This is a genomic window from Kitasatospora sp. NPDC092039 (assembly GCF_044756065.1).
Taxonomy (GTDB): Bacteria; Actinomycetota; Actinomycetes; order Streptomycetales; family Streptomycetaceae; genus Kitasatospora.
In genome coordinates, this window is sequence record NZ_JBIVSD010000004.1 from 574,951 (window position 1) to 595,067 (window position 20,117).

Sequence of the window (20,117 nt, forward strand, 5' to 3'; positions counted from 1 at the left end):
ATCCTCTCCGGGTCACACGGCCGCGGCCGCCAGCTGCCCCGCGACATAGGTGGCGAGGTGGCCGGCGACGTTCACTCCGTGCAGGGCGGAGGAGCGGGCGAATTCGGGGTTGGCGTTCACTTCCAGGACGAGCAGTTCACCGGTGGTGCGGTCCTCCACCAGGTCGACCCCGTAGAAGCCGGGGCCGAGGACGTCGACGACCTGGCCGCAGAGCTTCTCCATCTCCGGGGTGACGTCGACGCGCCGGACCTCGGCGCCCAGGTGGGTGTTGGTGCGCCAGTCGTCCGAGACCCGTTGGATCGCCACGACCGGGGTGCCCCCGACGACGACCACGCGCAGGTCGTGGCCGGGCTTGTCGATGTACTTCTGCACGATGACGGGGAAGAGCTTCCCCGCGGCGTCCACGGACTCGCGCCCGGCGGCCCAGGCCTCCAGGCACGCGTCGTCCGCGAGCTTGGTGACGCCGCGCCCCCAGGAGCCGCTGACCGGCTTGACCACCGCGGGCATGCCCAGTTCGGCCACGATCGCACGGACCTGGTCGTAGCTGAAGGCGTGCCGGGTGAGCGGGTGGGGGATTCCGTGCCGGGCGAAGAGCAGCGCCTGCAGGCCCTTGTCGTTGCAGGTCTCGATGGTCGACGCGCGGTTGAGCGTGGTGATCCCGGCGTGTTCCAGGCGGCACGAGACGCTGATCGCGTCCCGGTGGGACAGGTTGCGGATCAGGGCCAGGCCCGGCGGGTCGGTGTGACCCGCCACGACCTCGGACAGATCCTCCATCAGGAGTGGAGTCGCCGTCAGACCCTCCCCACGCAACGCCCCGAGGAGGAGCTTCTCCTCGGGGCGGAGCATGGTGGCCGACAGCAGGACTCGGCCGGCGGAGGTCACTCGCCCCAGTCCTCTTCCACCTCGGGGGCCAGGTCGAGGCGGACGCCGGCCTCGGACTTCTCGACGACCTCGTGCTCCTGGCCGCAGGCCGCGCACTCGGTCACCTCGCCCCGCTCCCAGGCCTCGTCGACCTCGAAGTCGGTGTCACACACCAGGCATTTCGGTACGGCAATCGCAGCGGTCATTTCTCTCTCCTTCTGAATGTCGGCACGCCGAAATAGGCGAAACGTGATTCGCAGCACTCCCGCGGGTCCGCGGATCGGCGATACTGTCCAGGGGCGGCGGATTCCCGCCGGTCGATCAGGCCCAGCCGGGGTCGCCCGGCAGGAGCGCGGCGTCGCTGACGGCGGCGGTGGGGGCGCTGCCGGAGACGCTCGGTGCGGCGGAAACGACGATCACCGCGAGGGCGGCCATAACGACGGACGCGAGGATTCGACCCGGGAACCGCATGATCTTCATTTCCATCCACCCCTAGATAGATCTCTCCGTTAGCGCCGGGGGTTTCCCCGGCACACAGAGAGAATGCCTGGGAATGGGTCCTTGCCAGAAGAGATCCGATGGCTCAGGATCGTGCACTGCAAGATTCCGAAGGGGGTGGCACATGTGCGACATATCAGACGCCGGCGGCCCGGAGGCTAACCCCGGGCCATGTGACGAGGGGATCACGTTCTACCGCAAGGCGGTGCTGTTGGGGAGGGCTCCGACCGCGGCACCGCCGCCGTGCCTGACCGAGCTGGGACTGCTGACGGCGGCGCTGGGCGATCCGTCGGTCCTGGTACCGGTCCCGCCCGAGGTCGCCACCACGGCCCTGCTGCACCCGATGGAGCAGCAGATCCTCGAACAGCAGCAGCAGGTGGCCGCGATCCGGACCGCCATGTCCCAGGTCGAGAGCGTCTACCGGACGCTGCGCAGGGAGGGCGGGGACAACGTCCAGCGGCTCGGCGGCGCGGCGGTGATCGCCGCCGCGGTGGCGGAGACGACCCAGGCGACCGAGCGGGAGCTGCTCACCGCGCACCCGGGCGGCAGCCGGCCGACCGACGTCCTCGCCAGATCGCTGGTCCTGGCGCTGGACGCGCAGAAACGGGGGGTCCGCCAGCGCACGCTGTACCAGCACTCCGTCCGGGCGCACTACCCGACGCTGGACTACATCAAGGCCGTCACCGACGCCGGCATCGAGGTGCGGACCGTCGACGAGGTGTTCGACCGGCTCATCATCTGCGACCGCTCGGTGGCGTTCATCCCGGACAAGGAGCTGGAGCACCACAACCACGCGCTCAAGATCACCGATTCCGGCGTGGTGCACTTCCTGGCGTCGGTCTTCGAGCACGCCTGGGAGCGGGCCGCACCGGTCGTCTACGAGAGCGACCACCAGCGCCCACCGCTGCTCACCGACGAGACCCGGCTGCGGGTGCTCCAGCTCATGGTGGACGGCTACACGGACGCGGCGATCGCCAGCCGGCTCGGCATCAGCTCGCGGACCGTGGCGAGCCACCTCAAGAAGGTGTCGGAGATCCTCGGCAGCAACAGCCGGGCCCAGCTCGCCTACCTGACCGCGCAGAGCGGCATCCTGGACGGCTCCCCGCCGCCCGCCCGGCAGCCCAGGGGCCCGCGCGCGGAGCCGGCCGGGCCGACCGCGTGACAGGGCCCGCCGCGGGTGCGTCCGCGGCGGGCCCTGGGTACGGGGGGTGGGGAACGGTCAGTCGCGGCGCAGGCCGCGGTCCAGCGCGGCGATCGCGCTGCCCTGGGCGTCGTCCCCGTCCAGCGACCAGACCATCACCCCGGCCAGGTCGTTCCAGCGCGTGTACCGCGCCTTCCGGGTGAGCACCTCGGCGGTGTCGTAGCTGTAGAAGGTGGTGCCGTCGTACTTCCAGGACGCGCCGTGGTCGCGGTCCAGGTAGACCTTGCCCGGCAGCGCGTTGATCTCCTGGTACGAGTGGTCGGGCGCGGCCGCGGTGGCGCTCTGGAACAGGCCGCCGCGCGTGCCGGGGGCGACGCCGGTCCAGCCGTGGCCGTACAGCGGGGCGCCCAGGACGAGCTGCTCGGAGGGCAGGCCGCGCTCCTGGTAGTGCACGACGGCCTTGTCGGCGCTGCGCCCGCGCGGGTCCGGGTCGGCCGGGTCGGAGTACAGCGGGGCCTGGTGGCTGGCCGGCCCCTTGCCCTCCCACGGGCCGTGCAGGTCGTAGGTCATCACGTTCAGCCAGTCCACCGACTCGCTGAGCAGCGGCAGTTCGAGCCGGTCGGCGACGGTCTCGTTGGCGGCCACGGCGGCGGTCAGCAGGTAGTGCCTGCCCTTCCGGCCGCCCAGCGCGTCCAGCTGGTCGCGGAACTCGCGCATCAGCAGGGTGAAGTTGCGGCCGTCCTCGGGACGGACCACGTTGCCGGCGTCCCCGCCGCCGCCCGGGTACTCCCAGTCGATGTCGATGCCGTCGAAGACGCCCGCGGCCGCGCCCCGACCGCCCTCCGGGGAGCCGGCCAGGACCGGCACGTCGCCCTTGAGGTAGAGGTCGATGCAGGAGGAGACGAACTTCTTGCGGGCCTCGTCGGTGGCCGCCGCGTCGGAGAAGTACTTGGACCAGCTCCAGCCGCCCAGCGAGATGACGGTGCGCAGCTGGGGGTTCTTGGCCTTGAGCTTGCGCAGCTGGTTGAAGTGGCCCTTCAGCCGCTGGCCCGGGGCGTCGGCCACGCCGTCCACCGACTCGGCGGCGGAGAAGGGGCGCTGGTAGTCGTTGCGGGCGTCGCTCTGGCCGGGCTCGTTGCTCTCGAAGCAGGTGCCCTCGGCGGAGACGTTGCCGAAGGCGTAGTTGATGACGGTGAGCCTGGCCGCCTGGCCGGACTCCTGGACCCGCTTGGCGGAGCTGTCGGCGCCCCACTGGGTGAAGTAGCCGACCCGCTGGCCCTTCAGCTTCGGGCCGTGCCGTCCGTCGGCGGCGTCGGCGGTGGCGGGGGCGGCGAGCAGCGCGGCGACGGTGGCGGCGGCGAGCAGGGCTGAGGCGCGAGTGGGCATACCGGACCTGTTCTCTGAAGCGGCGTCAAATGGTCTGGACCAGATGAGAGAGAGGTTTAGTCCATCCGCCGTTCACCGCACAAGGGGGCGGGCCCGGTCGGTGCAGCATGCAAAAGGGGCCGGACCGCGTGGTGCGGTCCGGCCCCCTGGGGCTGTGCCGGGACTCAGCCGATCAGCGAGCGCAGCACGTACTGCAGGATGCCGCCGTTGCGGTAGTAGTCCGCCTCACCGGGGGTGTCGATGCGGACGACCGCGTCGAACTCCTTGTCACCCGCCTTGACCTTGACGGTCTTCGGGGTGCGGCCCTCGTTGAGCTCGGTCACGCCGGTGATGGAGAAGGTCTCCTCGCCGGTCAGGCCGAGGGACTCGGCGTTCTCGCCCTCCGGGAACTGCAGCGGCAGGACGCCCATGCCGATCAGGTTCGAGCGGTGGATGCGCTCGTACGACTCGGCGATGACGGCCTTGACGCCCAGCAGCGCGGTGCCCTTGGCGGCCCAGTCGCGGGACGAGCCGGAGCCGTACTCCTTGCCGGCCAGGACGACCAGCGGGATGCCGGCGGCCTGGTAGTTCTGCGAGGCGTCGTAGATGAACGACACCGGCGCGTCGGCCTGGGTGAAGTCGCGGGTGTAGCCGCCCTCGGTGCCCGGCGCGATCTGGTTGCGCAGGCGGATGTTGGCGAAGGTGCCGCGGATCATCACCTCGTGGTTGCCACGACGGGAACCGTAGGAGTTGAAGTCGCGCTTCTCGACACCGTTGGCGGTCAGGTACTGCGCCGCCGGGGTGCCCGGCTTGATGTTGCCGGCCGGGGAGATGTGGTCGGTGGTGACCGAGTCGCCCAGCTTGGCCAGGACCCGGGCGCCGGCGATGTCGGTCACCGGGCTCGGGGTCTTGGCCATGCCCTCGAAGTACGGGGGCTTGCGGACGTAGGTGGACTCGGCGTCCCACTCGAAGGTGTTGCCGGTCGGGACCGGGAGCGACTGCCAGCGGTGGTCGCCGGCGAAGACGTCCTGGTAGCCCTTGTCGAACATCGCCTCGTCGATGGAGCCGGCGACGGTGTCGGCGACCTCCTGCTCGGACGGCCAGATGTCGGCGAGGAAGACGTCGTTGCCGTCGGCGTCCTGGCCCAGGGCGTCCTTGGTGATGTCGATGTTCATGTTGCCCGCGAGGGCGTAGGCGACCACCAGCGGCGGGGAGGCCAGGTAGTTCATCTTGACGTCGGGGTTGATCCGGCCCTCGAAGTTGCGGTTGCCGGAGAGCACCGAGACGACCGCGAGGTCGGACTCGTTGACGGCGGCCGAGACCTCCTCGGGCAGCGGGCCCGAGTTGCCGATGCAGGTGACGCAGCCGTAGCCGACCAGGTTGAAGCCCAGCTTCTCCATGTACGGGAGCAGGCCGGCCTTCTCGTAGTAGTCCATGACGACCTTGGAGCCGGGCGCCAGGGTGGTCTTGACCCAGGGCTTGACGTGCAGGCCCTTCTCCACGGCCTTCTTCGCCAGCAGGGCGGCGCCCAGCATGACGGAGGGGTTGGAGGTGTTGGTGCAGGAGGTGATCGAGGCGATCACGACCGCGCCGTTGTCGATCTCGTAGGTCGAGCCGTCGGGGGCGGTGACGGCGGTCGGCTTCGAGGCCTCGGCGGAGTAGGTCGGCAGCGCCTCGGCGAACTTCTCGGCGGCCTCGGCCAGGATCACGCGGTCCTGCGGGCGCTTCGGGCCGGAGATCGACGGGACGACGGTCGAGACGTCCAGCTCCAAGTACTCGGAGTAGACCGGCTCGTGCGACGGGTCGTGCCAGAGACCCTGCTCCTTGGCGTACGCCTCGACCAGGGCGAGCTGCTGCTCGTCGCGGCCGGTGAGCTTCAGGTAGTTGATGGTCTCGGCGTCGATCGGGAAGATCGCGCAGGTCGAGCCGAACTCCGGCGACATGTTGCCGATGGTGGCGCGGTTGGCCAGCGGGATGGAGCCGATGCCGTCGCCGTAGAACTCGACGAACTTGCCGACCACACCGTGCTTGCGCAGCATCTCGGTGATGGTGAGCACCAGGTCGGTGGCGGTGGTGCCGGCCGGCAGCTCGCCGGTCAGCTTGAAGCCGACGACGCGCGGGATCAGCATGGAGACCGGCTGGCCGAGCATGGCGGCCTCGGCCTCGATGCCGCCGACGCCCCAGCCCAGCACGCCCAGGCCGTTGACCATGGTGGTGTGCGAGTCGGTGCCGACGCAGGTGTCCGGGTAGGCCTGGCCGTTGCGGACCATGACGGTGCGGGCCAGGTGCTCGATGTTCACCTGGTGGACGATGCCGGTGCCCGGCGGGACGACCTTGAACTCGTCGAAGGCGGTCTGGCCCCAGCGCAGGAACTGGTAGCGCTCCTTGTTGCGGCCGTACTCGATCTCGACGTTCTGGGTGAACGCGTCCTTGGTGCCGAACTTGTCGGCGATGACCGAGTGGTCGATGACCAGCTCGGCCGGGGCCAGCGGGTTGATCTTGGCCGGGTCGCCGCCCAGCTCCTTGACGGCCTCGCGCATGGTGGCGAGGTCGACCACGCACGGCACACCGGTGAAGTCCTGCATGATCACGCGGGCCGGGGTGAACTGGATCTCCTGGCTCGGCTGGGCGTTCTCGTCCCAGTTGCCGAGGGCGCGGATGTGGTCGGCGGTGATGTTCGCGCCGTCCTCCGTGCGGAGCAGGTTCTCCAGCAGCACCTTGAGGCTGTACGGCAGCCGCTCGGAACCCTCGACGGCGGAGAGCTTGAAGATCTCGTACGACTCGTCGCCCACCTGCAGCGAGCTGCGGGCGTCGAAGCTGTTCGCGGACACGACTGACTCCTTCTGGGTGCTTCGTGCGATATCCGGCCGTCACGCGGTGGTAAGGTCAGCCTTACTTAGGCTTACCTTGCCCGCATCGCCGGCGAGCGCCTCTCGGCAAGTATCTTGATGTCGAGATATATCGTAGGACGCAGTTATCTCGATGTCGAGATAAACCATAGTGCATGCCGTGGCTCACCGGTCGTCCGGGCCGCGCCGCTTGCGCTCCAGCCTGATCAGCCAGACCGCGCCCGCCACGACGGCGGCCGCCATCAACAGCACCACCACAAGCTCACCACCGGAACCGCCGGTCGGCGAGGGGGCGATGTCGGCCAGCGGGATCGTCCTCACTCTTCCTCCTCCGTTCGCGCCCGGTTCGCACCCAGGCCGAGAACCAGTACCAGTAGCACCGGGAACTCCAGATAGGCGTGGTACGACGCCAGCGCCGCGTACAGCGAACGGCCCCGGGCGTGGTCCACGGCGAACAACACGGCCAGCAGCGCCCCCGCGCCCGCCCCCAGCAGCCACGCCCGGCACCCGCGCAGCCCCGGCACCCGGGTGTCGAAGCGCTCCGCGGCCTCCGGCGCGTACCGGGGCAGGAACCAGACCCAGACCACGTAGTGCATCGTCTGGAGGAACGCGAACACCGCCAGGAAGCGCAGGCCCGCCTGCGGCGTCAACAGGGCCGGCGGGGTGTAGGCGGCCGCCAGCCGGTCCGTCCAGCCGCCCGGGCGCTGGGACAGCGGGCCGTCCAGCAGGCCGCTCAGCAACAGCGCCGGCACCAGCAGCACCCAGGCCGACTGCAGCGCCAGGAACGCCGCACGGCCCCGCGCCAGCCGGCGCGACCACTCGGCCAGGAACAGCAGCGGCACCACGTTGTGCAGGTGGGCCAGCACCACGAAGTGGTACGCGGGGAAGGCCAGCGACGCCGCCCCGGCCCCCGCCAGCAGCACCGCGGCCGCCGACAGCGACCGGGGGCGGCCGCGCAGCCCGTACCGGCACGCCGCCGCCAGCAGGCCGTACGCGAGCAGGATCTCCGCCGACTGGGCGGCCCGGGAGGGCGGCAGCAGCCGGCACAGCACGATGCCGGTCACCAGCGCCAGCAGCAGCCGCAGCAGCGGGCCGGCCAGGACGGCGGCGAAGCGGCCGGCCACGTAGCGCAGCTCCAGCACGTTGTGCAGCAGGCCGAAGGCGGCCAGGCCCAGCACCGCCAGGCCGGTCGGGGCGCGCAGGGCCAGTGCCAGGGCGAGGACGGCCGACAGGGCGAAGCCCGCGAACGGCGCGGCGCCCGGCCGGGCCGCCGGGCCCGGGGCGGGCCACAGGGTGGCGACGGCCGGCCTGCTCGTGGCCGGCGCGCTCGTGGCCGGCGCGCTCGTGGCCGGCGCGCTCGTGGCCGGCGCGCTCGTGGCCGGCGCGCTCGTGGCCGGCGCGCTCGTGGCCGCCGTGCTCGTGGTCGCCATGCTCCCCCTCCCCGTGGCACGATCCCCGCCGTGCGCTACCCGGTGGCCCTCGCCCTCACCCTGCTGACCGAGGCACCCGTCTACACCGCCGCCCTCCAACGTGTGGGCGGGGTCCGCCCCGGGCGGGCGGCCGCGGCCGCCGTCCTGGTCAACCTGGTGACGCACCCCCTGCTCTGGTGGGCCCTCCGGCACTGGACCGACGGGCCGGCGGCAGCGTACTGGACGGGCTTCGCGCTCGGCGAGGCGGCGGTCTGCGCCGTCGAGGCGCTGCTGCTCCGCCCGCTCGCCGGGCTGCGCCCGCGCGACCCGCTGCCCTGGGTCGCCGCCGGCACCGCCAACGCCGCCTCCCTGCTGGCCGGACTGCTCGCCGGTCCGCTGACCGGGAGCTGAACCCGCCGAGAGCCGGGCCCGGGTCCGTGTCAGGGGTCTCCGGGGCCGTGTGACGGGCCTCCGGGCCCGGCGCCACCGGACGATGACCACCCCGGTACCGTGGCCGGTGAGTGGACGTGCGGGAACGGGCAGGGGCCGACTGATGATCGTGGTGGACGCATCCGCGCTGGTGCTGGCGCTCGCCGACCAGGGCCCGCGCGGGATCCGGGCCCGCGAGGAACTCGCCGCCGGCGGCGAGTGGTTGGCGCCCGAGCACATCGTGGTCGAGGTGATGCAGTCGCTGCGCGGCCTCTACCTGGCGAAGGAGCTGACCGCCGAGCGGGTCGCCGAACTCACCGGCGAACTGGCGAAGGTGGCGGCGCGCCAGGTCCGCAAGGTCGAGGTGGCGCCGCTGCTCGGCCGGATCTGGGAGCTCAAGGACAACCTCACCCCGGACGACGCCGCGTACGTCGCGGTCGCCGAACGGTACGGGGTGCCGCTGGTCACCGCCGACCTGCGGCTGATGCGGGCCAGCGGGCCGCGCTGCGAGATCCGGGGGATCCGGCGGGACTGAGCGGCCCACGGCCCGGGTGTCCTCGGAGCTCCGGCCGCGTTAGCAGGGCGACCGTCGCCCCGCCCGTGGAAGGCCCCGTCCCGATGACCGCTCCGCTCGCCGCCGCCCTGCTGCCGCTGGCCCTGCTCACCCCCGCCGCCTCACCGGTCTCGGTCGTCGAGGTCGCCTTCGACCCGGCCACCGCCTTCGTCCCGCCGGCCGCGATCAGCTACGCGAACGACCTGGTGCCGTACGGCTCGCACGCCCGGATCGTCACCGACCGCTCGGTGCCCGGGCGGACGGTGCTCACCCTGACGGCCTCCGACCTGGCCCCCGACCACGAGTTCCCGGTGCACCTGCACACCGGCCGCTGCGGGGCCGACCCGGCCTCCTCCGGGCCGCACTACCAGGACGAGGCCGACCCGGTGCAGCCGTCGACCGACCCGGCCTACGCCAACGAGCGCAACGAGCTGCGGCTGGTGCTGCGCACCGACGGGCGGGGGCGGGGCAGCGCCACCACCGCGGTGGACTGGCAGCCGCGGCCGGGCGAGGCGCGCTCGCTGGTGCTGCACGCGGGCACTCCGGCCGGGCCGCACGCGGCGGGCGACCGGGTGGCCTGCGTCAAGCTGGACGACTGAGGCCCGCGCCCCGGGGTCATCCGCGGGCCGGGGCCGCCCGGCTCCTGCCCGGGCCCGGTCAGGAGCCGAGGGTGGCGACCAGCACCGCCTTGATGGTGTGCAGCCGGTTCTCGGCCTGGTCGAACACGATGGAGTGCGCCGACTCGAACAGCTCGTCGGTGCACTCCAGCTCGGTCATGCCGGTCGCCTCGTGCATCTGCCGCCCGACCGCCGTGCCGAGGTCGTGGAAGGCGGGCAGGCAGTGCAGGAACTTCACGTCCGGATTGCCGGTGGCCCGGACGGTGTCCATGGACACCTGGTACGGCCTGAGCAGCTCGATCCGCTCGGCCCAGACCTCCTTGGGCTCGCCCATCGAGACCCAGACGTCGGTGTAGAGGAAGTCGGCTCCGGCCACGCCCTCGGCCACGTCCTCGGTCAGGGTGATCCGGGCGCCGGTCGTCTCCGCCAGGGTCCGCGCCGACTTCTGCACCTCCTCGGTCGGCCAGAGCGCGCGCGGGGCGACGATCCGGATGTCCATGCCGAGCATGGCACCGGTGACCAGCAGCGAGTTGCCCATGTTGGAGCGGGCGTCGCCGAGGTAGGCGAGGGCGACCTCGGGGAGCGGCTTGACGGTGTGCTCGGTGACGGTGAGCACGTCGGCCAGCATCTGGGTGGGGTGCCACTCGTCGGTCAGGCCGTTCCAGACCGGGACGCCGGCGTACTCGGCCAGCTCCTCGACGATCTCCTGGCCGTGGCCGCGGTACTCGATGCCGTCGAACATCCGGCCGAGCACCCGGGCGGAGTCCTTGACGGACTCCTTGTGGCCGATCTGCGAGCCCACCGGGTCCAGGTAGGTGGTGGTGGCGCCCTGGTCGTGGGCGGCGACCTCGAAGGCGCAGCGGGTGCGGGTGGAGGTCTTCTCGAAGATCAGCGCGATGTTCTTCCCGCGCAGCCGGGGCTGCTCGGTGCCCGCGTACTTCGCCGCCTTCAGACCGGCGGCGAGGTCCACCAGGAAGCGGAACTCCTGGGGCGTGAAGTCGAGCTCCTTGAGGAAGTGCCTGTTCCGGAGGTTGAAGGCCATGCCGGGCTCCTGGGGTGACGGGACTGCGGGAAAGCGGCAAGTGTATACGATGCTCGGAATTTCTATACAGAAGCCCGGCGGTGCCGGATCCGGGGCACCCCCCGGGGGCCCGTCCTCCGGACCGCCGGCACCGCCGGCACGGCCCTCACAGCCGTCACGGCCCTCAGGCCCTCACGGCCGTCACAGCCGGGGGTCGACCGGCTCCGACTCCAGCGCGAGCACCGCGAAGACCGGCTCGTGCACCCGCCACAGCGGCTCCCCCGCCGCCAGCCGGTCCAGCGCCTCCAGGCCCAGCGCGTACTCGCGCAGCGCCAGCGAGCGCTTGTGGCCCAGCGCGCGCAGGCGCAGCCGGTCGAGGTGCTCGGTGTAGTCCGGACCGTAGATGATCCGCAGGTACTCCCGGCCGCGCACCTTCACCCCGGGCTGCACCAGGCCGCCCGGGCGGCCCTCGCCTCGGACGGTGCGCGCCGGCGAGGCCAGTGGCTTGACCACCATGCCCTCGCCGCCCGCCTCGGTCAGCTCCTCCCACCAGGCGGTGGCGGCGGCCGTCGAGGCCTCGTCCTCGGTGTCCACCAGGATCCGGCGGGTGCGGTGCAGCACCGGCTCCTTCCGCCCGGCGCCGGCGCTGGCGCCGGAGGCACCCTCGGGGCCGTCGGCGGCCGGGCCGTCGGCCGTGTCGGCGTCCACCAGGCGGTCGATCCAGGCCAGGTGCTCGTCGTGCGGCCGCACCGCGAGGTTCGCCCCCTCGGCCGCGAGCAGTTGGAACGGCGCCAGCCGGATGCCCGACAGCCCCTCGGTCGGCCAGCAGTAGCGCCGGTACGCCTCGGTGAACGCCCGCGCGTCGGCCGCGCGCTGCCGCTGGCGGGCGGTCAGGTGGGCGAGGTCCAGGCCTCGCCCGGCCGCCCGCTCCAGCGCGGACAGCACCTCCGGAAGGGCGGCGCCCGCGGCCGCGCCGACCGCCGCGTACTGACGGCGCAGCAGCTCCACCGCCTTCAGCGACCAGGGCATCAGCTCGGCGTCCAGCAGCAGCCAGTCGGTGGCCAGCTCCTCGAACAGTCCGGCGCGCTCGGCGGCCGACCGGACCCGGTCGAGCACGGCGCCGGTCAGCTCCTCGTCCGCGAGGAAGGCGCGGCCGGTCCGGGTCCAGATCGCGCCCGGGCCGGCCGCGCCGAAGCGGCGCTCCAGCGCGGCCCCGTCCCGGGCGACCAGCAGCACCGCGCGCGAGCCCATGTGCTTCTCCTCGCAGACCAGGTGCCGCACGCCGTCCGCCCGGTAGCCGAGGAAGGCCTCCTCAGGGTGCTCCAGGTAGCCGTCCCGGCGGGAGGTGGCGCTCGGCGCCATGGTCGGCGGCAGGTAGGCGAGCAGCCGCGGGTCCAGCGCGAAGCGGCTCATCACCTCCAGCGCGGCGGCCGCGTTCTCCTCCCGGACGGCCACCCGACCGTGCAGCCCGGTCTCGACGATCCGGCGCCCGGCCACGTCGGCGAGGTCCAGCGGACGGCCCTCGCGGGCGCCCGGCGCGTCGGTGATCAGCGGGCGCACCGGGGCGTACCACTCGCGCTCGGCCTCGACGCTCACCAGCTCGCGCTCCGGGTAGCGCAGCGCGGTCAGGCTGCCGCCGAAGACGCAGCCGGTGTCCAGGCAGACGGTGTTGTTGACGAAGCTCGCGGTCGGCACCGGGGTGTGGCCGTAGACCACCAGCGCCCGGCCCCGGTACTCCTCCGCCCACGGGTAGCGCACCGGCAGGCCGTACTCGTCGGTCTCGCCGGTGGTGTCCCCGTACAGCGCGTGCGACCGGACCCGGCCGGAGTTGCGGCCGTGGTACCTCTCCGGCAGGCCGGCGTGGCAGACCACCAGGGCGCCGCCGTCCAGCAGGTAGTGGCTGACCAGGCCGCGCATGAAGGCGCGGACCTCGGCCCGGAACTCCTCGCTCTCCCCCGCCAGCTGGTCCAGCGACTCCCGCAGGCCGTAGGCGACGGTGACCTTCCTGCCGTCCATCGCCCGGCCGAGCTTGTTCTCGTGGTTGCCCGGCACGCAGAGCGCGTGGCCGGCCGCCACCATGCCCATCACCAGGCGCAGCACGCCCGGGGTGTCGGGGCCGCGGTCGACCAGGTCGCCGACGAACACTGCGGTGCGGCCCGCCGGGTGCGCCGCGTCCACCGGGCGGCCCTCGGCGTCCCTGGTCAGGGTGTAGCCGAGCCGGGTCAGCAGGGTCTCCAGCTCGGAGCGGCAGCCGTGGATGTCGCCGACGATGTCGAACGGGCCGGTGAGGTGGCGCAGGTCGTTGTAGCGCTTCTCCAGCTCGATCCCGGCCGCCGCCACCTCCGCCTCGCCGCGCAGGACGTGCACCTTGCGGAAGCCCTCGCGCTCCAGGCCCCGGAGGGAACGGCGCAGCTCCCGGTGCTGGCGGGGGATCACATGGGCGGGCAGCTGACGGTCCGGGCGGGAGCGGTTGCGCTCGGCGCACACCCCCGGCGGGACGTCCAGGACGATCGCGATCGGCAGCACGTCGTGCTCACGGGCGATCGCGACCAGCTGACGGCGGGCCTCGGGTTGGACGTTGGTGGCGTCCACCACCGTCAGCCGGCCGGCCGCCAGGCGCTTGCGGACGATGTAGTGCAGGACGTCGAAGGCCTCGGCGGAGGCGGACTGGTCGTTCTCGTCGTCGGCGACCAGGCCGCGGCAGAAGTCGGAGGAGACCACCTGGGTGGGCAGGAAGTGACGACGGGCGAAGGTGGACTTTCCCGCGCCGCTGGTGCCGATCAGGACGACGAGGGAGACGTCGGTGACGGGGAGGCGGCGGGGGGCGGCGCTCTCCGTGTCGTCCTGGCGCTGGCTCTCGCCGGGAGTGTCGGTCGGATCGTCGGTCATCGGGGCTCGCCTCCTTCTGGCGTCGTGGTCATGGCGGGCGCCGGGGTCGTGGCGGGCGCCGGGGTCGTGGGCGTCGAAGTGCCGGGTGTCCGGGTCGTGGGCGTCTGGGTCGTGGGCGTCGAGGTCGTGGTGAACAGGGCCAGCTGGGTCGGGGCGCCGACCTCCCCGTCCTCCGGGCCGACCGGGCGCAGTTCCACGGTGTAGCCGTACGCGGCGGCGACCTTCCCGGCCCAGGCGCGGAACTCGGCCCGGGACCACTCGAAGCGGTGGTCGGCGTGCCGGACGGTGCCCGCCGGCAGGTTCTCCCAGCGGACGTTGTACTCGGCGTTCGGCGTGGTGACCACGACCGCCCCCGGCCGGGCGGCGCCGAACACCGCGTACTCCAGCGCGGGCAGCCGCGGCAGGTCCAGGTGCTCGATCACCTCGCACAGCACCGCCGCGTCGAAGCCCTTGAGCCGGGCGTCGGTGTAGGTGAGCGCTCCCTGCACCAGCGCCACCCGGGCCGCCTGACGCTCCGACAACCGCTCCAGGCCCAGCTTACGACTCGCCGCCCGCAGCGCCCTGGCGGAGACGTCCACGCCGAGGATTCCGGTGAACCGGGCGTCCTTCAGCAGGTCGCCGATCAACTCGCCCTGGCCGCAACCGAGATCGGCGACGCGGGCGGCTCCGGTCTCGCGCAGCGCGGCGAGGATCGCCGTGCGGCGCTGCTCGGCGAGCGAGGGCTGCCCGGGCTCCGGCTGCTCCGACTGCTCCCGGTGGTCCCGGCCGTCCTCCTCGGGCCGGTCGTCGACCGCGTTGTCGATCTCCTCGACCTCACGGTCGTCGGCCTCCGCCAGACGGGCCAGTTCCAGGCGCTCCAGCGCCGAGCGGGTCAGCGCCCAGCGCCGGGCCAGGTAGCGGCGGGTGATCAGGGAGCGCTCCGGGTGGGCCGCCAGCCAGCCCTGCCCGGCGGCGAGCAGCTTGTCCACCTCGTCCGGGGCGACCCAGTAGTGCTTGGCGCCGTCCAGCACCGGCAGCAGCACGTACAGCTGCTGGAGCGCGTCGGCGAGCCGGACCGTCCCGGAGGAGAGCGCGATCCGCACGTAGCGGGACTCGCCCCACTCGGGGAACGACTCGTCCAGCGGGATCGCCGTCGCCTCGACCTGCCAGCCCAGCGGCTCGAACAGCCGGACCACCAGGGCCGGGCCGCCGCCCTCGCCCGCGCCGTTCGCGGGCACGGCGGGCAGCTCGATCCGCAGCGGGCGGGCCCGCCCGGGCAGTTCGGGCCGGGCCGGGCAGGCGCCCTTCATCGCGGACCGGAACACCGTCCGCAGTGCCACCGCGAGCAGCGAGGACGCGGCGTACGGGCGGTCGTTGACGTACTGGGCGAGCGCGAAGTCGGGCGAGCCGCCGCGCCCCCTGCCGTCGCCCCGGCCCTTGCGGACCAGCGCGACGGGGTCGATGTCGAGCAGCAGCGCCGCCGTGCAGGCCTCGTCCCGCGCCTCCGGGTAGAAGACGTGGGCCTCGCCGTGCGACGTGGTGAACCGCTGGACCTTGCCGGGGTGCTTGTGCAGCAGGAACCCGAGGTCCGTGGCCGGGTCCTCGGCGCTGCCGGTGGTGGAGATCGACATGAACACCCGCTGAAGTATTGCCCAGCGCCGCGGCGCCGAGCACCGGGTTTTCCCGCCCCGCGAGCCGCCGAGCAGCACCTCCGACGGACGTGTCCGTCCGGTGGGCGTGTTCGGCACCGGGGCCCCGCATTGGTTAACGTGCACGGTGTGACTGCTGAATCCACCTCGCTCGAATCCACCTCCGCGGCGAACGGCGCCGTCGCCGCCGGTCTGGCCACCATCGCCGCCGACGGCACCGTCCTCGACACCTGGTTCCCCGCCCCCGCGCTGGCCGCCGAACCCGGCCCGGCCGGCACCGTCCGCCTGACCGCCGAGCAGGCCGAGGCCGAGATCGGCGCCGGCGCGGCCGAGGCGCTGCGCGCCGACGCGCGCCGCGGCGTCGAGGTGGTCGCCGTGCGCACCACCATCGCCTCGCTGGACGAGAAGCCGCTCGACACGCACGACGTGTACCTGCGCCTGCACCTGCTCAGCCACCGCCTGGTCAAGCCGCACGGCCAGAACCTGGACGGCATCTTCGGCCTGCTGGCCAACGTCGCGTGGACCAGCATCGGCCCCGTCCCGGTGGACAAGGTCGAGCAGGCCCGGCTGGCCGTGCGCGCCCAGGGCGGCCAGCTGGCCGTCTACGGGATCGACAAGTTCCCGCGGATGACCGACTACGTCGCCCCGACCGGTGTGCGCATCGCCCACGCCGACCGCGTCCGGCTCGGCGCGCACCTGGCCGCCGGCACCACCGTGATGCACGAGGGCTTCGTCAACTTCAACGCCGGCACCCTGGGCACCTCCATGGTCGAGGGCCGGATCAGCGCGGGCGTCGTCGTCGGCGACCACAGCGACATCGGCGGCGGCGCCTCGATCATGGGCACCCTGTCCGGCGGCGGCAAGCAGGTCGTCTCGGTCGGCGAGCGCTGCCTGCTCGGCGCCAACGCGGGCATCGGCATCTCGCTCGGCAGCGACTGCGTGGTCGAGGCCGGCCTGTACGTGACCGCCGGCACCCGGGTCACCACCCCGGACGGCACGGTGGCCAAGGCCGTCGAGCTGTCCGGCCAGGACAACCTGCTGTTCCGTCGCAACTCGCAGAGCGGCGCGGTCGAGGTCATCGCCCGCTCCGGCTCCTGGGGCGGCCTGAACGCCGACCTGCACGCCCACAACTGACCTGCGGGCACAGGCCGTTGGGGTCCGGCGCCGGGTGGCGCCGGGCCCCTCTCGCTTCTCCGGGCCCGCCGCCTTCTCCGGGCCCGCCGCCTTCCCGACGGCCGGTCGCGGCGCGCCCGCGCCGTCTTCCGCTCCCTTCGTCGTCCCTCCTCATCGGCTCCTGAGGACCACCAGCCGCTGGGTCGCCCTGGTCATCGCGACGTAGCGGTCGACCGCGCCCTCGACGCCCCCGCCGAACGCCTCCGGGTCGACCAGCACGACCAGGTCGAACTCGAGGCCCTTGGACAGCTCCGGGGTCAGCGACCGGACCCGCGGCCGCGCCTCGAAGCCTGGAGCGCCGATCACACAGGCGGTCCCCTCGGCGTGCTCGGCGAGCCAGCCGTCCAGGACCGCGTCCAGCTCCGCCACCGACCCGTGCACGACGGGGATGCCGCTGCTGCGGACGGAGGTCGGCACGTTGGCGTCCGGCAGCGCGGCCCGGATCGCGGGCTCGGCCTCGGCCATGACCTCCTCCGGCGTCCGGTAGTTGATGCTCAGCGAGGCCACCGTGTTCCGGTCGAGCCCGATCCGCTCCAACCGCTCCTGCCAGGACTCGGTGAACCCGTGCCTGGCCTGCGCCCGGTCCCCGACGATGGTGAAGCTCCGGGACGGGCAGCGCAGCAGCAGCATCTGCCACTCCGCGTCGGTCAGCTCCTGGGCCTCGTCCACCACGATGTGGGCGAACGGCCCGGCGAGCGGCTCCGGGCCGGCGACGGGCAGGGCCGTCTCGTCGACCAGGGTGTCCTGGAGATCGCTCCCGCGCAGCATCGTCACCGCGCCCTCGCCGTCGTCGTCGGCCTGCAGCAGGTCCCCGATGACGTCGGCCATCCGCGCGCGCTCGGCGGCGGCCGCGGCCTCCCGCCGGAGCCGGCGCCGGTCCGCCTCCGGATCGCCGAGCCGCTGCCGGGCCGCGTCCAGGAGCGGCAGGTCGGACACCGTCCAGGCCTGCGGCGCGTCCTTGCGCTGGAGCCTACGGACCTCCTCGGGCGCCAGCCAGGGCGCGCACATCCGCAGGTAGGCGGGCACCGACCAGAGGTCGCCGACCAGGTCGGCCGGGTCGAGCAGCGGCCAGGCCCGGTTGAGCGTCTCGACCAACTCGCGGTCCTGCCGCAGCGACCGGCGGAACAGCTCCGGCGAGACCCCCTCGTCCTCGTCGAGCTTGTCCATCAGGATCGTGGCCAGCTCCTCCCAGATCTGCTCGCGGGCCTCGTTGTGCGGGGTGCCTGGATCCGGGGCGTCGAACGCGTCGGACCAGTCCTCGGCACTCAGCCAGAGGTCGGCCCAGTGGGTGGAGACCTCCATCCCCTCGGTGGGCGGCTCCTCGTAGAACCGGACGGCCTTCTCGATCGCCCTCACCATGTCGACCGAGGACTTCAGCCGGGCCACCTCCTGGTCGCTCTCCGGCCCGGCCTTGGCCCCCTCGGCGACGAGGTCCCGCACGGTGCAGGTGCGCACCCCCTCCTCGCCGAGGCTGGGCAGGACGTCGGCGACGTAGGCCAGGTAGGGCTGGTGCGGGCCGACGAACAGCACCCCGCCGCGCCGGTGGCCGAGCCGCGGGTCGGAGTAGAGCAGGTAGGCGGAGCGGTGCAGCGCGACGACCGTCTTCCCGGTGCCCGGGCCGCCGTCGACCACCAGGGCGCCCCGGGACCCCGCCCGGATGATGGCGTCCTGGTCGGCCTGGATGGTCGCCAGCACGTCCCGCATCCGGGCCGACCGGTTGCCGCCCAGGCTGGCGATGAACGCGGACTGGTCGTCCAGCGCGGCGTGCCCCTCCAGGGCCTCGGCGGTGAACACCTCGTCCCAGTAGTCGCCGATCCGGCCGCCGTTCCAGCGGTACCGGCGCCGGCTCACCAGGCCCATCGGGTCGGCGTGGGTGGCCGCGAAGAACGGCTCGGCCGCGGGCGAGCGCCAGTCGACCAGCAGCCGGCGCCCCTCGCTGTCGGTGAGCCCGAGCCGCCCGATGTAGACCGGCTCCGCGTCGCCCGCGAGGACGACCCGCCCGAGGCAGAGGTCCAGGCCGAAGCGGCGCAGGGCGCGCAGCCGACCGGTCAGCTTGTGCACCTCGATGTCCCGGTCCATCGCCTCCCGGCCGAGGCCGCCCGGCGCGCGGCGCAGCGCGTCGAGGCGGTCGGACAGCTCGGCGATCGACTGCTCCAGGCTCTCCGCGACGGCCGCGAAGTGCCGTTCGTCCGCGCCGATCAGCGCCGGGTCGGCCTTGGCGGCGAGGCGGGCGGGGAGGTCGAACGCACTGGTGGTCCGGCTGTTCATGGCATCAGCTCCGATCTGAGGCCTGCGATTGTGCGCCACCACGGGGGCCTTGCCGCAAGACCCCCCATGCGCTATACGTTGAGAGTGGCAAGGGGTGGGTTCTCCCCCTTCCGCGTCTCCTCCTCCTCTCCGGGCGCGCTCGACCGCGCCCTGTCTCCGCCACGCCGGTCACACCCCGTTCCGCGGGGCCCAGGAGGCAGGGCCCTAGCCGAGGCGGCGCCGCGAGGGCAACCCCGGCTCACCCGGGAGGCTGACCGCGCAGCGGAGTTGGACCGCATCGAGTGGTGTCCGGGTGACGGCGTCCGGGGCAGTTCGTTGGGTGCTACGGCGGGGGTGGGTGCCCCGGTGGGCGGGCAACCGCCGCCTCCCGCCGTGCGGTCCGAGCCACCGTCGGCCGCTCCAGACCGCACCACCGATCCGAAGAGGTCCCGTCATGTCCGAACCATCTGCCACGCCGCAGTTCCCGAGCAGCCCGACGGGCTCGGCCGACGGCACCTCGGCCGGACCCGCCACCCCCAAGAGCCTGTTGGAGCAGATGCAGGAACTGCTCGCCTCCGTCACCGCGGACCTCGCCGAACTCCAGGGCTCCGGCCCCGGGAGCACCGGCTCCACCGCCTATCCGACCGGAACGGACACCTCCGAGGCCTCGGACGCGCCGGGCACCCGGTAGCCCGCCGCCTGGCCCTCCTCGGCCGGCCCGCCCCCACCGGGCGGGCCGCCGCCGTCCGACGGGCGAACCACAGCGGGCGGCGGACCACTGCCGGAGGGCGAGCCGCTGCCGCTCGCCGCACCGTCACCGCCACCGCCACCGCCCGGCGGCCCGGTCTCACCCGGCGGCCCGAGCCGGACCACCAGTAACGGCGCCCCGGCCTCCGCCGCCGGCTCCCGTTCGCGCTGCGCCCCGCCGAGCGCCGCGGGTTGCGCCTCCTCCGCCCGGACCGCCGCCCGGCGCAGCCGTACGGTCAGGTCCTTGCACTCCGCCACCGCGTCCACGCCGTCGATGCACGTCCAGTAGAGGCTCTCGGTGTCCGCCCCGCAGGCCAGCACCACCAGCGTCTCGCCGACGTCCTGGAGCAGCCCGTCCAGCGCCCCCAGGGCCGGCGCCAAGTCCCCCAGGTCGGTGAGCCGCCCGGCCCGGCCGCCGCTCACCAGGGCGGCCCGGACGACGGAGCGGTCCAGGCAGACCGCCGCGTGCGCCCCGGCCTCGGACAGCTGCTGCCCCAGCCCGGTGAGCTCCTCGTCCTCCGACTCCGCCAGCCTGGCACCCACCGCCTCGGTGAGCAGCGCGGCCTGCCGCGCCTCGGCCAGCACGTCCGGTACGTGCCTGGCCTCGGCCAGGGCGTGCCGGGCCGTCTTGATCAGTCGCAGCGCCTCCATGGCCACCGCTCCTCCCGCTCGTCGTCGCCGTCGCCCGGG

Annotated in this window: 18 protein-coding genes; 6 read left to right on the forward strand and 12 right to left on the reverse strand. The window is 73.3% G+C overall.

What is annotated here, in order from left to right:
* Positions 1–12: 12 nt before the first annotated feature.
* From ACIQI7_RS12140 to ACIQI7_RS12150, 3 genes are all read right to left on the reverse strand, one after another.
* The gene (locus tag ACIQI7_RS12140) at positions 13–882 is read right to left on the reverse strand and encodes a RimK family alpha-L-glutamate ligase (RefSeq protein ID WP_401107927.1); all 870 of its coding nucleotides are present in this window, start codon (positions 880–882) and stop codon (positions 13–15) included.
* Positions 879–1,067, reverse strand: coding sequence for a lysine biosynthesis protein LysW (locus tag ACIQI7_RS12145; RefSeq protein WP_049648974.1), 189 nt, complete (start codon positions 1,065–1,067; stop codon positions 879–881). Before ACIQI7_RS12145 ends, ACIQI7_RS12140 begins: the two co-directional genes overlap by 4 nt.
* Before the next feature lie 115 nt (positions 1,068–1,182).
* Complete coding sequence (locus ACIQI7_RS12150) at positions 1,183–1,347, reverse strand: hypothetical protein (RefSeq protein ID WP_387748142.1); 165 nt, start codon at positions 1,345–1,347, stop codon at positions 1,183–1,185.
* A 136-nt stretch (positions 1,348–1,483) separates the two neighbouring features.
* Between ACIQI7_RS12150 and ACIQI7_RS12155 the strand changes: the two genes are divergently transcribed.
* Positions 1,484–2,521 carry a LuxR C-terminal-related transcriptional regulator gene (locus ACIQI7_RS12155; protein ID WP_401107931.1) on the forward strand — a complete coding sequence of 346 codons (1,038 nt, stop codon included), beginning with the start codon at positions 1,484–1,486 and terminating at the stop codon, positions 2,519–2,521.
* Between the two features lie 57 nt (positions 2,522–2,578).
* Here ACIQI7_RS12155 and ACIQI7_RS12160 read toward each other — a convergent pair whose 3' ends face one another.
* The 4 genes from ACIQI7_RS12160 to ACIQI7_RS12175 all read right to left on the reverse strand — a co-directional run bounded on the left by ACIQI7_RS12160 (position 2,579) and on the right by ACIQI7_RS12175 (position 8,144).
* Positions 2,579–3,886 (reverse strand): glycoside hydrolase family 18 protein, encoded by a 1,308-nt coding sequence (locus ACIQI7_RS12160; RefSeq protein ID WP_401107934.1) that lies wholly within the window; start codon positions 3,884–3,886, stop codon positions 2,579–2,581.
* Between the two features lie 164 nt (positions 3,887–4,050).
* Positions 4,051–6,696, reverse strand: coding sequence for an aconitate hydratase AcnA (acnA, locus tag ACIQI7_RS12165; protein ID WP_401107937.1), 2,646 nt, complete (start codon positions 6,694–6,696; stop codon positions 4,051–4,053).
* 183 nt (positions 6,697–6,879) lie between these two features.
* Positions 6,880–7,035 carry a hypothetical protein gene (locus tag ACIQI7_RS12170; RefSeq protein ID WP_387748134.1) on the reverse strand — a complete coding sequence of 52 codons (156 nt, stop codon included), beginning with the start codon at positions 7,033–7,035 and terminating at the stop codon, positions 6,880–6,882.
* The gene (locus ACIQI7_RS12175; protein WP_401107940.1) at positions 7,032–8,144 is read right to left on the reverse strand and encodes a hypothetical protein; all 1,113 of its coding nucleotides are present in this window, start codon (positions 8,142–8,144) and stop codon (positions 7,032–7,034) included. The genes ACIQI7_RS12170 and ACIQI7_RS12175 overlap by 4 nt, the downstream gene beginning before the upstream one ends.
* A gap of 30 nt (positions 8,145–8,174) precedes the next feature.
* On the opposite strand from ACIQI7_RS12175, the gene ACIQI7_RS12180 reads away from it, so the two are divergent.
* The 3 genes from ACIQI7_RS12180 (at position 8,175) to ACIQI7_RS12190 (ending at position 9,704) form a co-directional block, all read left to right on the forward strand.
* Positions 8,175–8,534, forward strand: a complete 360-nt coding sequence (locus ACIQI7_RS12180; protein WP_401107942.1) for a hypothetical protein — start codon at positions 8,175–8,177, stop codon at positions 8,532–8,534.
* 142 nt (positions 8,535–8,676) lie between these two features.
* Positions 8,677–9,087 (forward strand): type II toxin-antitoxin system VapC family toxin, encoded by a 411-nt coding sequence (locus ACIQI7_RS12185; RefSeq protein WP_401107944.1) that lies wholly within the window; start codon positions 8,677–8,679, stop codon positions 9,085–9,087.
* An 83-nt stretch (positions 9,088–9,170) separates the two neighbouring features.
* On the forward strand, positions 9,171–9,704 hold the full coding sequence (locus ACIQI7_RS12190) for a superoxide dismutase family protein (RefSeq protein ID WP_401107947.1): 534 nt from the start codon (positions 9,171–9,173) through the stop codon (positions 9,702–9,704).
* A gap of 58 nt (positions 9,705–9,762) precedes the next feature.
* On the opposite strand, the gene argF is transcribed toward ACIQI7_RS12190, so the two are convergent.
* The 3 genes from argF to ACIQI7_RS12205 all read right to left on the reverse strand — a co-directional run bounded on the left by argF (position 9,763) and on the right by ACIQI7_RS12205 (position 15,248).
* Positions 9,763–10,764: an ornithine carbamoyltransferase gene (gene argF, locus ACIQI7_RS12195; RefSeq protein ID WP_401107950.1), complete on the reverse strand. Its 1,002-nt coding sequence runs from the start codon at positions 10,762–10,764 to the stop codon at positions 9,763–9,765.
* Positions 10,765–10,944: 180 nt separating this feature from the next.
* Positions 10,945–13,632 (reverse strand): polynucleotide kinase-phosphatase, encoded by a 2,688-nt coding sequence (locus ACIQI7_RS12200; protein WP_401107953.1) that lies wholly within the window; start codon positions 13,630–13,632, stop codon positions 10,945–10,947.
* Positions 13,629–15,248, reverse strand: coding sequence for a 3' terminal RNA ribose 2'-O-methyltransferase Hen1 (locus tag ACIQI7_RS12205; protein ID WP_401107955.1), 1,620 nt, complete (start codon positions 15,246–15,248; stop codon positions 13,629–13,631). Before ACIQI7_RS12205 ends, ACIQI7_RS12200 begins: the two co-directional genes overlap by 4 nt.
* A gap of 141 nt (positions 15,249–15,389) precedes the next feature.
* Here ACIQI7_RS12205 and dapD point away from each other — a divergent pair, with 141 nt between their 5' ends.
* The gene (dapD, locus tag ACIQI7_RS12210) at positions 15,390–16,394 is read left to right on the forward strand and encodes a 2,3,4,5-tetrahydropyridine-2,6-dicarboxylate N-succinyltransferase (protein ID WP_387748118.1); all 1,005 of its coding nucleotides are present in this window, start codon (positions 15,390–15,392) and stop codon (positions 16,392–16,394) included.
* Positions 16,395–16,544: 150 nt separating this feature from the next.
* Here the strand turns inward: dapD and helR are convergent, their stop codons facing one another.
* Positions 16,545–18,701: an RNA polymerase recycling motor ATPase HelR gene (helR, locus tag ACIQI7_RS12215; RefSeq protein ID WP_401107959.1), complete on the reverse strand. Its 2,157-nt coding sequence runs from the start codon at positions 18,699–18,701 to the stop codon at positions 16,545–16,547.
* 433 nt (positions 18,702–19,134) lie between these two features.
* On the opposite strand from helR, the gene ACIQI7_RS12220 reads away from it, so the two are divergent.
* The gene (locus tag ACIQI7_RS12220; protein WP_387748114.1) at positions 19,135–19,371 is read left to right on the forward strand and encodes a hypothetical protein; all 237 of its coding nucleotides are present in this window, start codon (positions 19,135–19,137) and stop codon (positions 19,369–19,371) included.
* Here ACIQI7_RS12220 and ACIQI7_RS12225 read toward each other — a convergent pair.
* Positions 19,317–20,078 (reverse strand): DUF6099 family protein, encoded by a 762-nt coding sequence (locus ACIQI7_RS12225; RefSeq protein ID WP_401107962.1) that lies wholly within the window; start codon positions 20,076–20,078, stop codon positions 19,317–19,319. The two genes, ACIQI7_RS12220 and ACIQI7_RS12225, sit on opposite strands and share 55 nt — an antisense overlap.
* Between the last annotated feature and the right edge of the window lie 39 nt (positions 20,079–20,117).

Bases quoted from the DNA above. Each gene is read 5' to 3' on its own strand.
- ACIQI7_RS12145 (WP_049648974.1), bottom strand. From the start codon at position 1,067: ATGACCGCTGCGATTGCCGTACCGAAATGCCTGGTGTGTGACACCGAC.
- ACIQI7_RS12150 (WP_387748142.1), bottom strand. From the start codon at position 1,347: ATGGAAATGAAGATCATGCGGTTCCCGGGTCGAATCCTCGCGTCCGTC.
- ACIQI7_RS12155 (WP_401107931.1), top strand. From the start codon at position 1,484: ATGTGCGACATATCAGACGCCGGCGGCCCGGAGGCTAACCCCGGGCCA.
- ACIQI7_RS12160 (WP_401107934.1), bottom strand. From the start codon at position 3,886: ATGCCCACTCGCGCCTCAGCCCTGCTCGCCGCCGCCACCGTCGCCGCG.
- ACIQI7_RS12175 (WP_401107940.1), bottom strand. From the start codon at position 8,144: ATGGCGACCACGAGCACGGCGGCCACGAGCGCGCCGGCCACGAGCGCG.
- ACIQI7_RS12185 (WP_401107944.1), top strand. From the start codon at position 8,677: ATGATCGTGGTGGACGCATCCGCGCTGGTGCTGGCGCTCGCCGACCAG.
- ACIQI7_RS12190 (WP_401107947.1), top strand. From the start codon at position 9,171: ATGACCGCTCCGCTCGCCGCCGCCCTGCTGCCGCTGGCCCTGCTCACC.
- argF (WP_401107950.1), bottom strand. From the start codon at position 10,764: ATGGCCTTCAACCTCCGGAACAGGCACTTCCTCAAGGAGCTCGACTTC.
- ACIQI7_RS12200 (WP_401107953.1), bottom strand. From the start codon at position 13,632: ATGACCGACGATCCGACCGACACTCCCGGCGAGAGCCAGCGCCAGGAC.
- helR (WP_401107959.1), bottom strand. From the start codon at position 18,701: ATGAACAGCCGGACCACCAGTGCGTTCGACCTCCCCGCCCGCCTCGCC.
- ACIQI7_RS12220 (WP_387748114.1), top strand. From the start codon at position 19,135: ATGTCCGAACCATCTGCCACGCCGCAGTTCCCGAGCAGCCCGACGGGC.
- ACIQI7_RS12225 (WP_401107962.1), bottom strand. From the start codon at position 20,078: ATGGAGGCGCTGCGACTGATCAAGACGGCCCGGCACGCCCTGGCCGAG.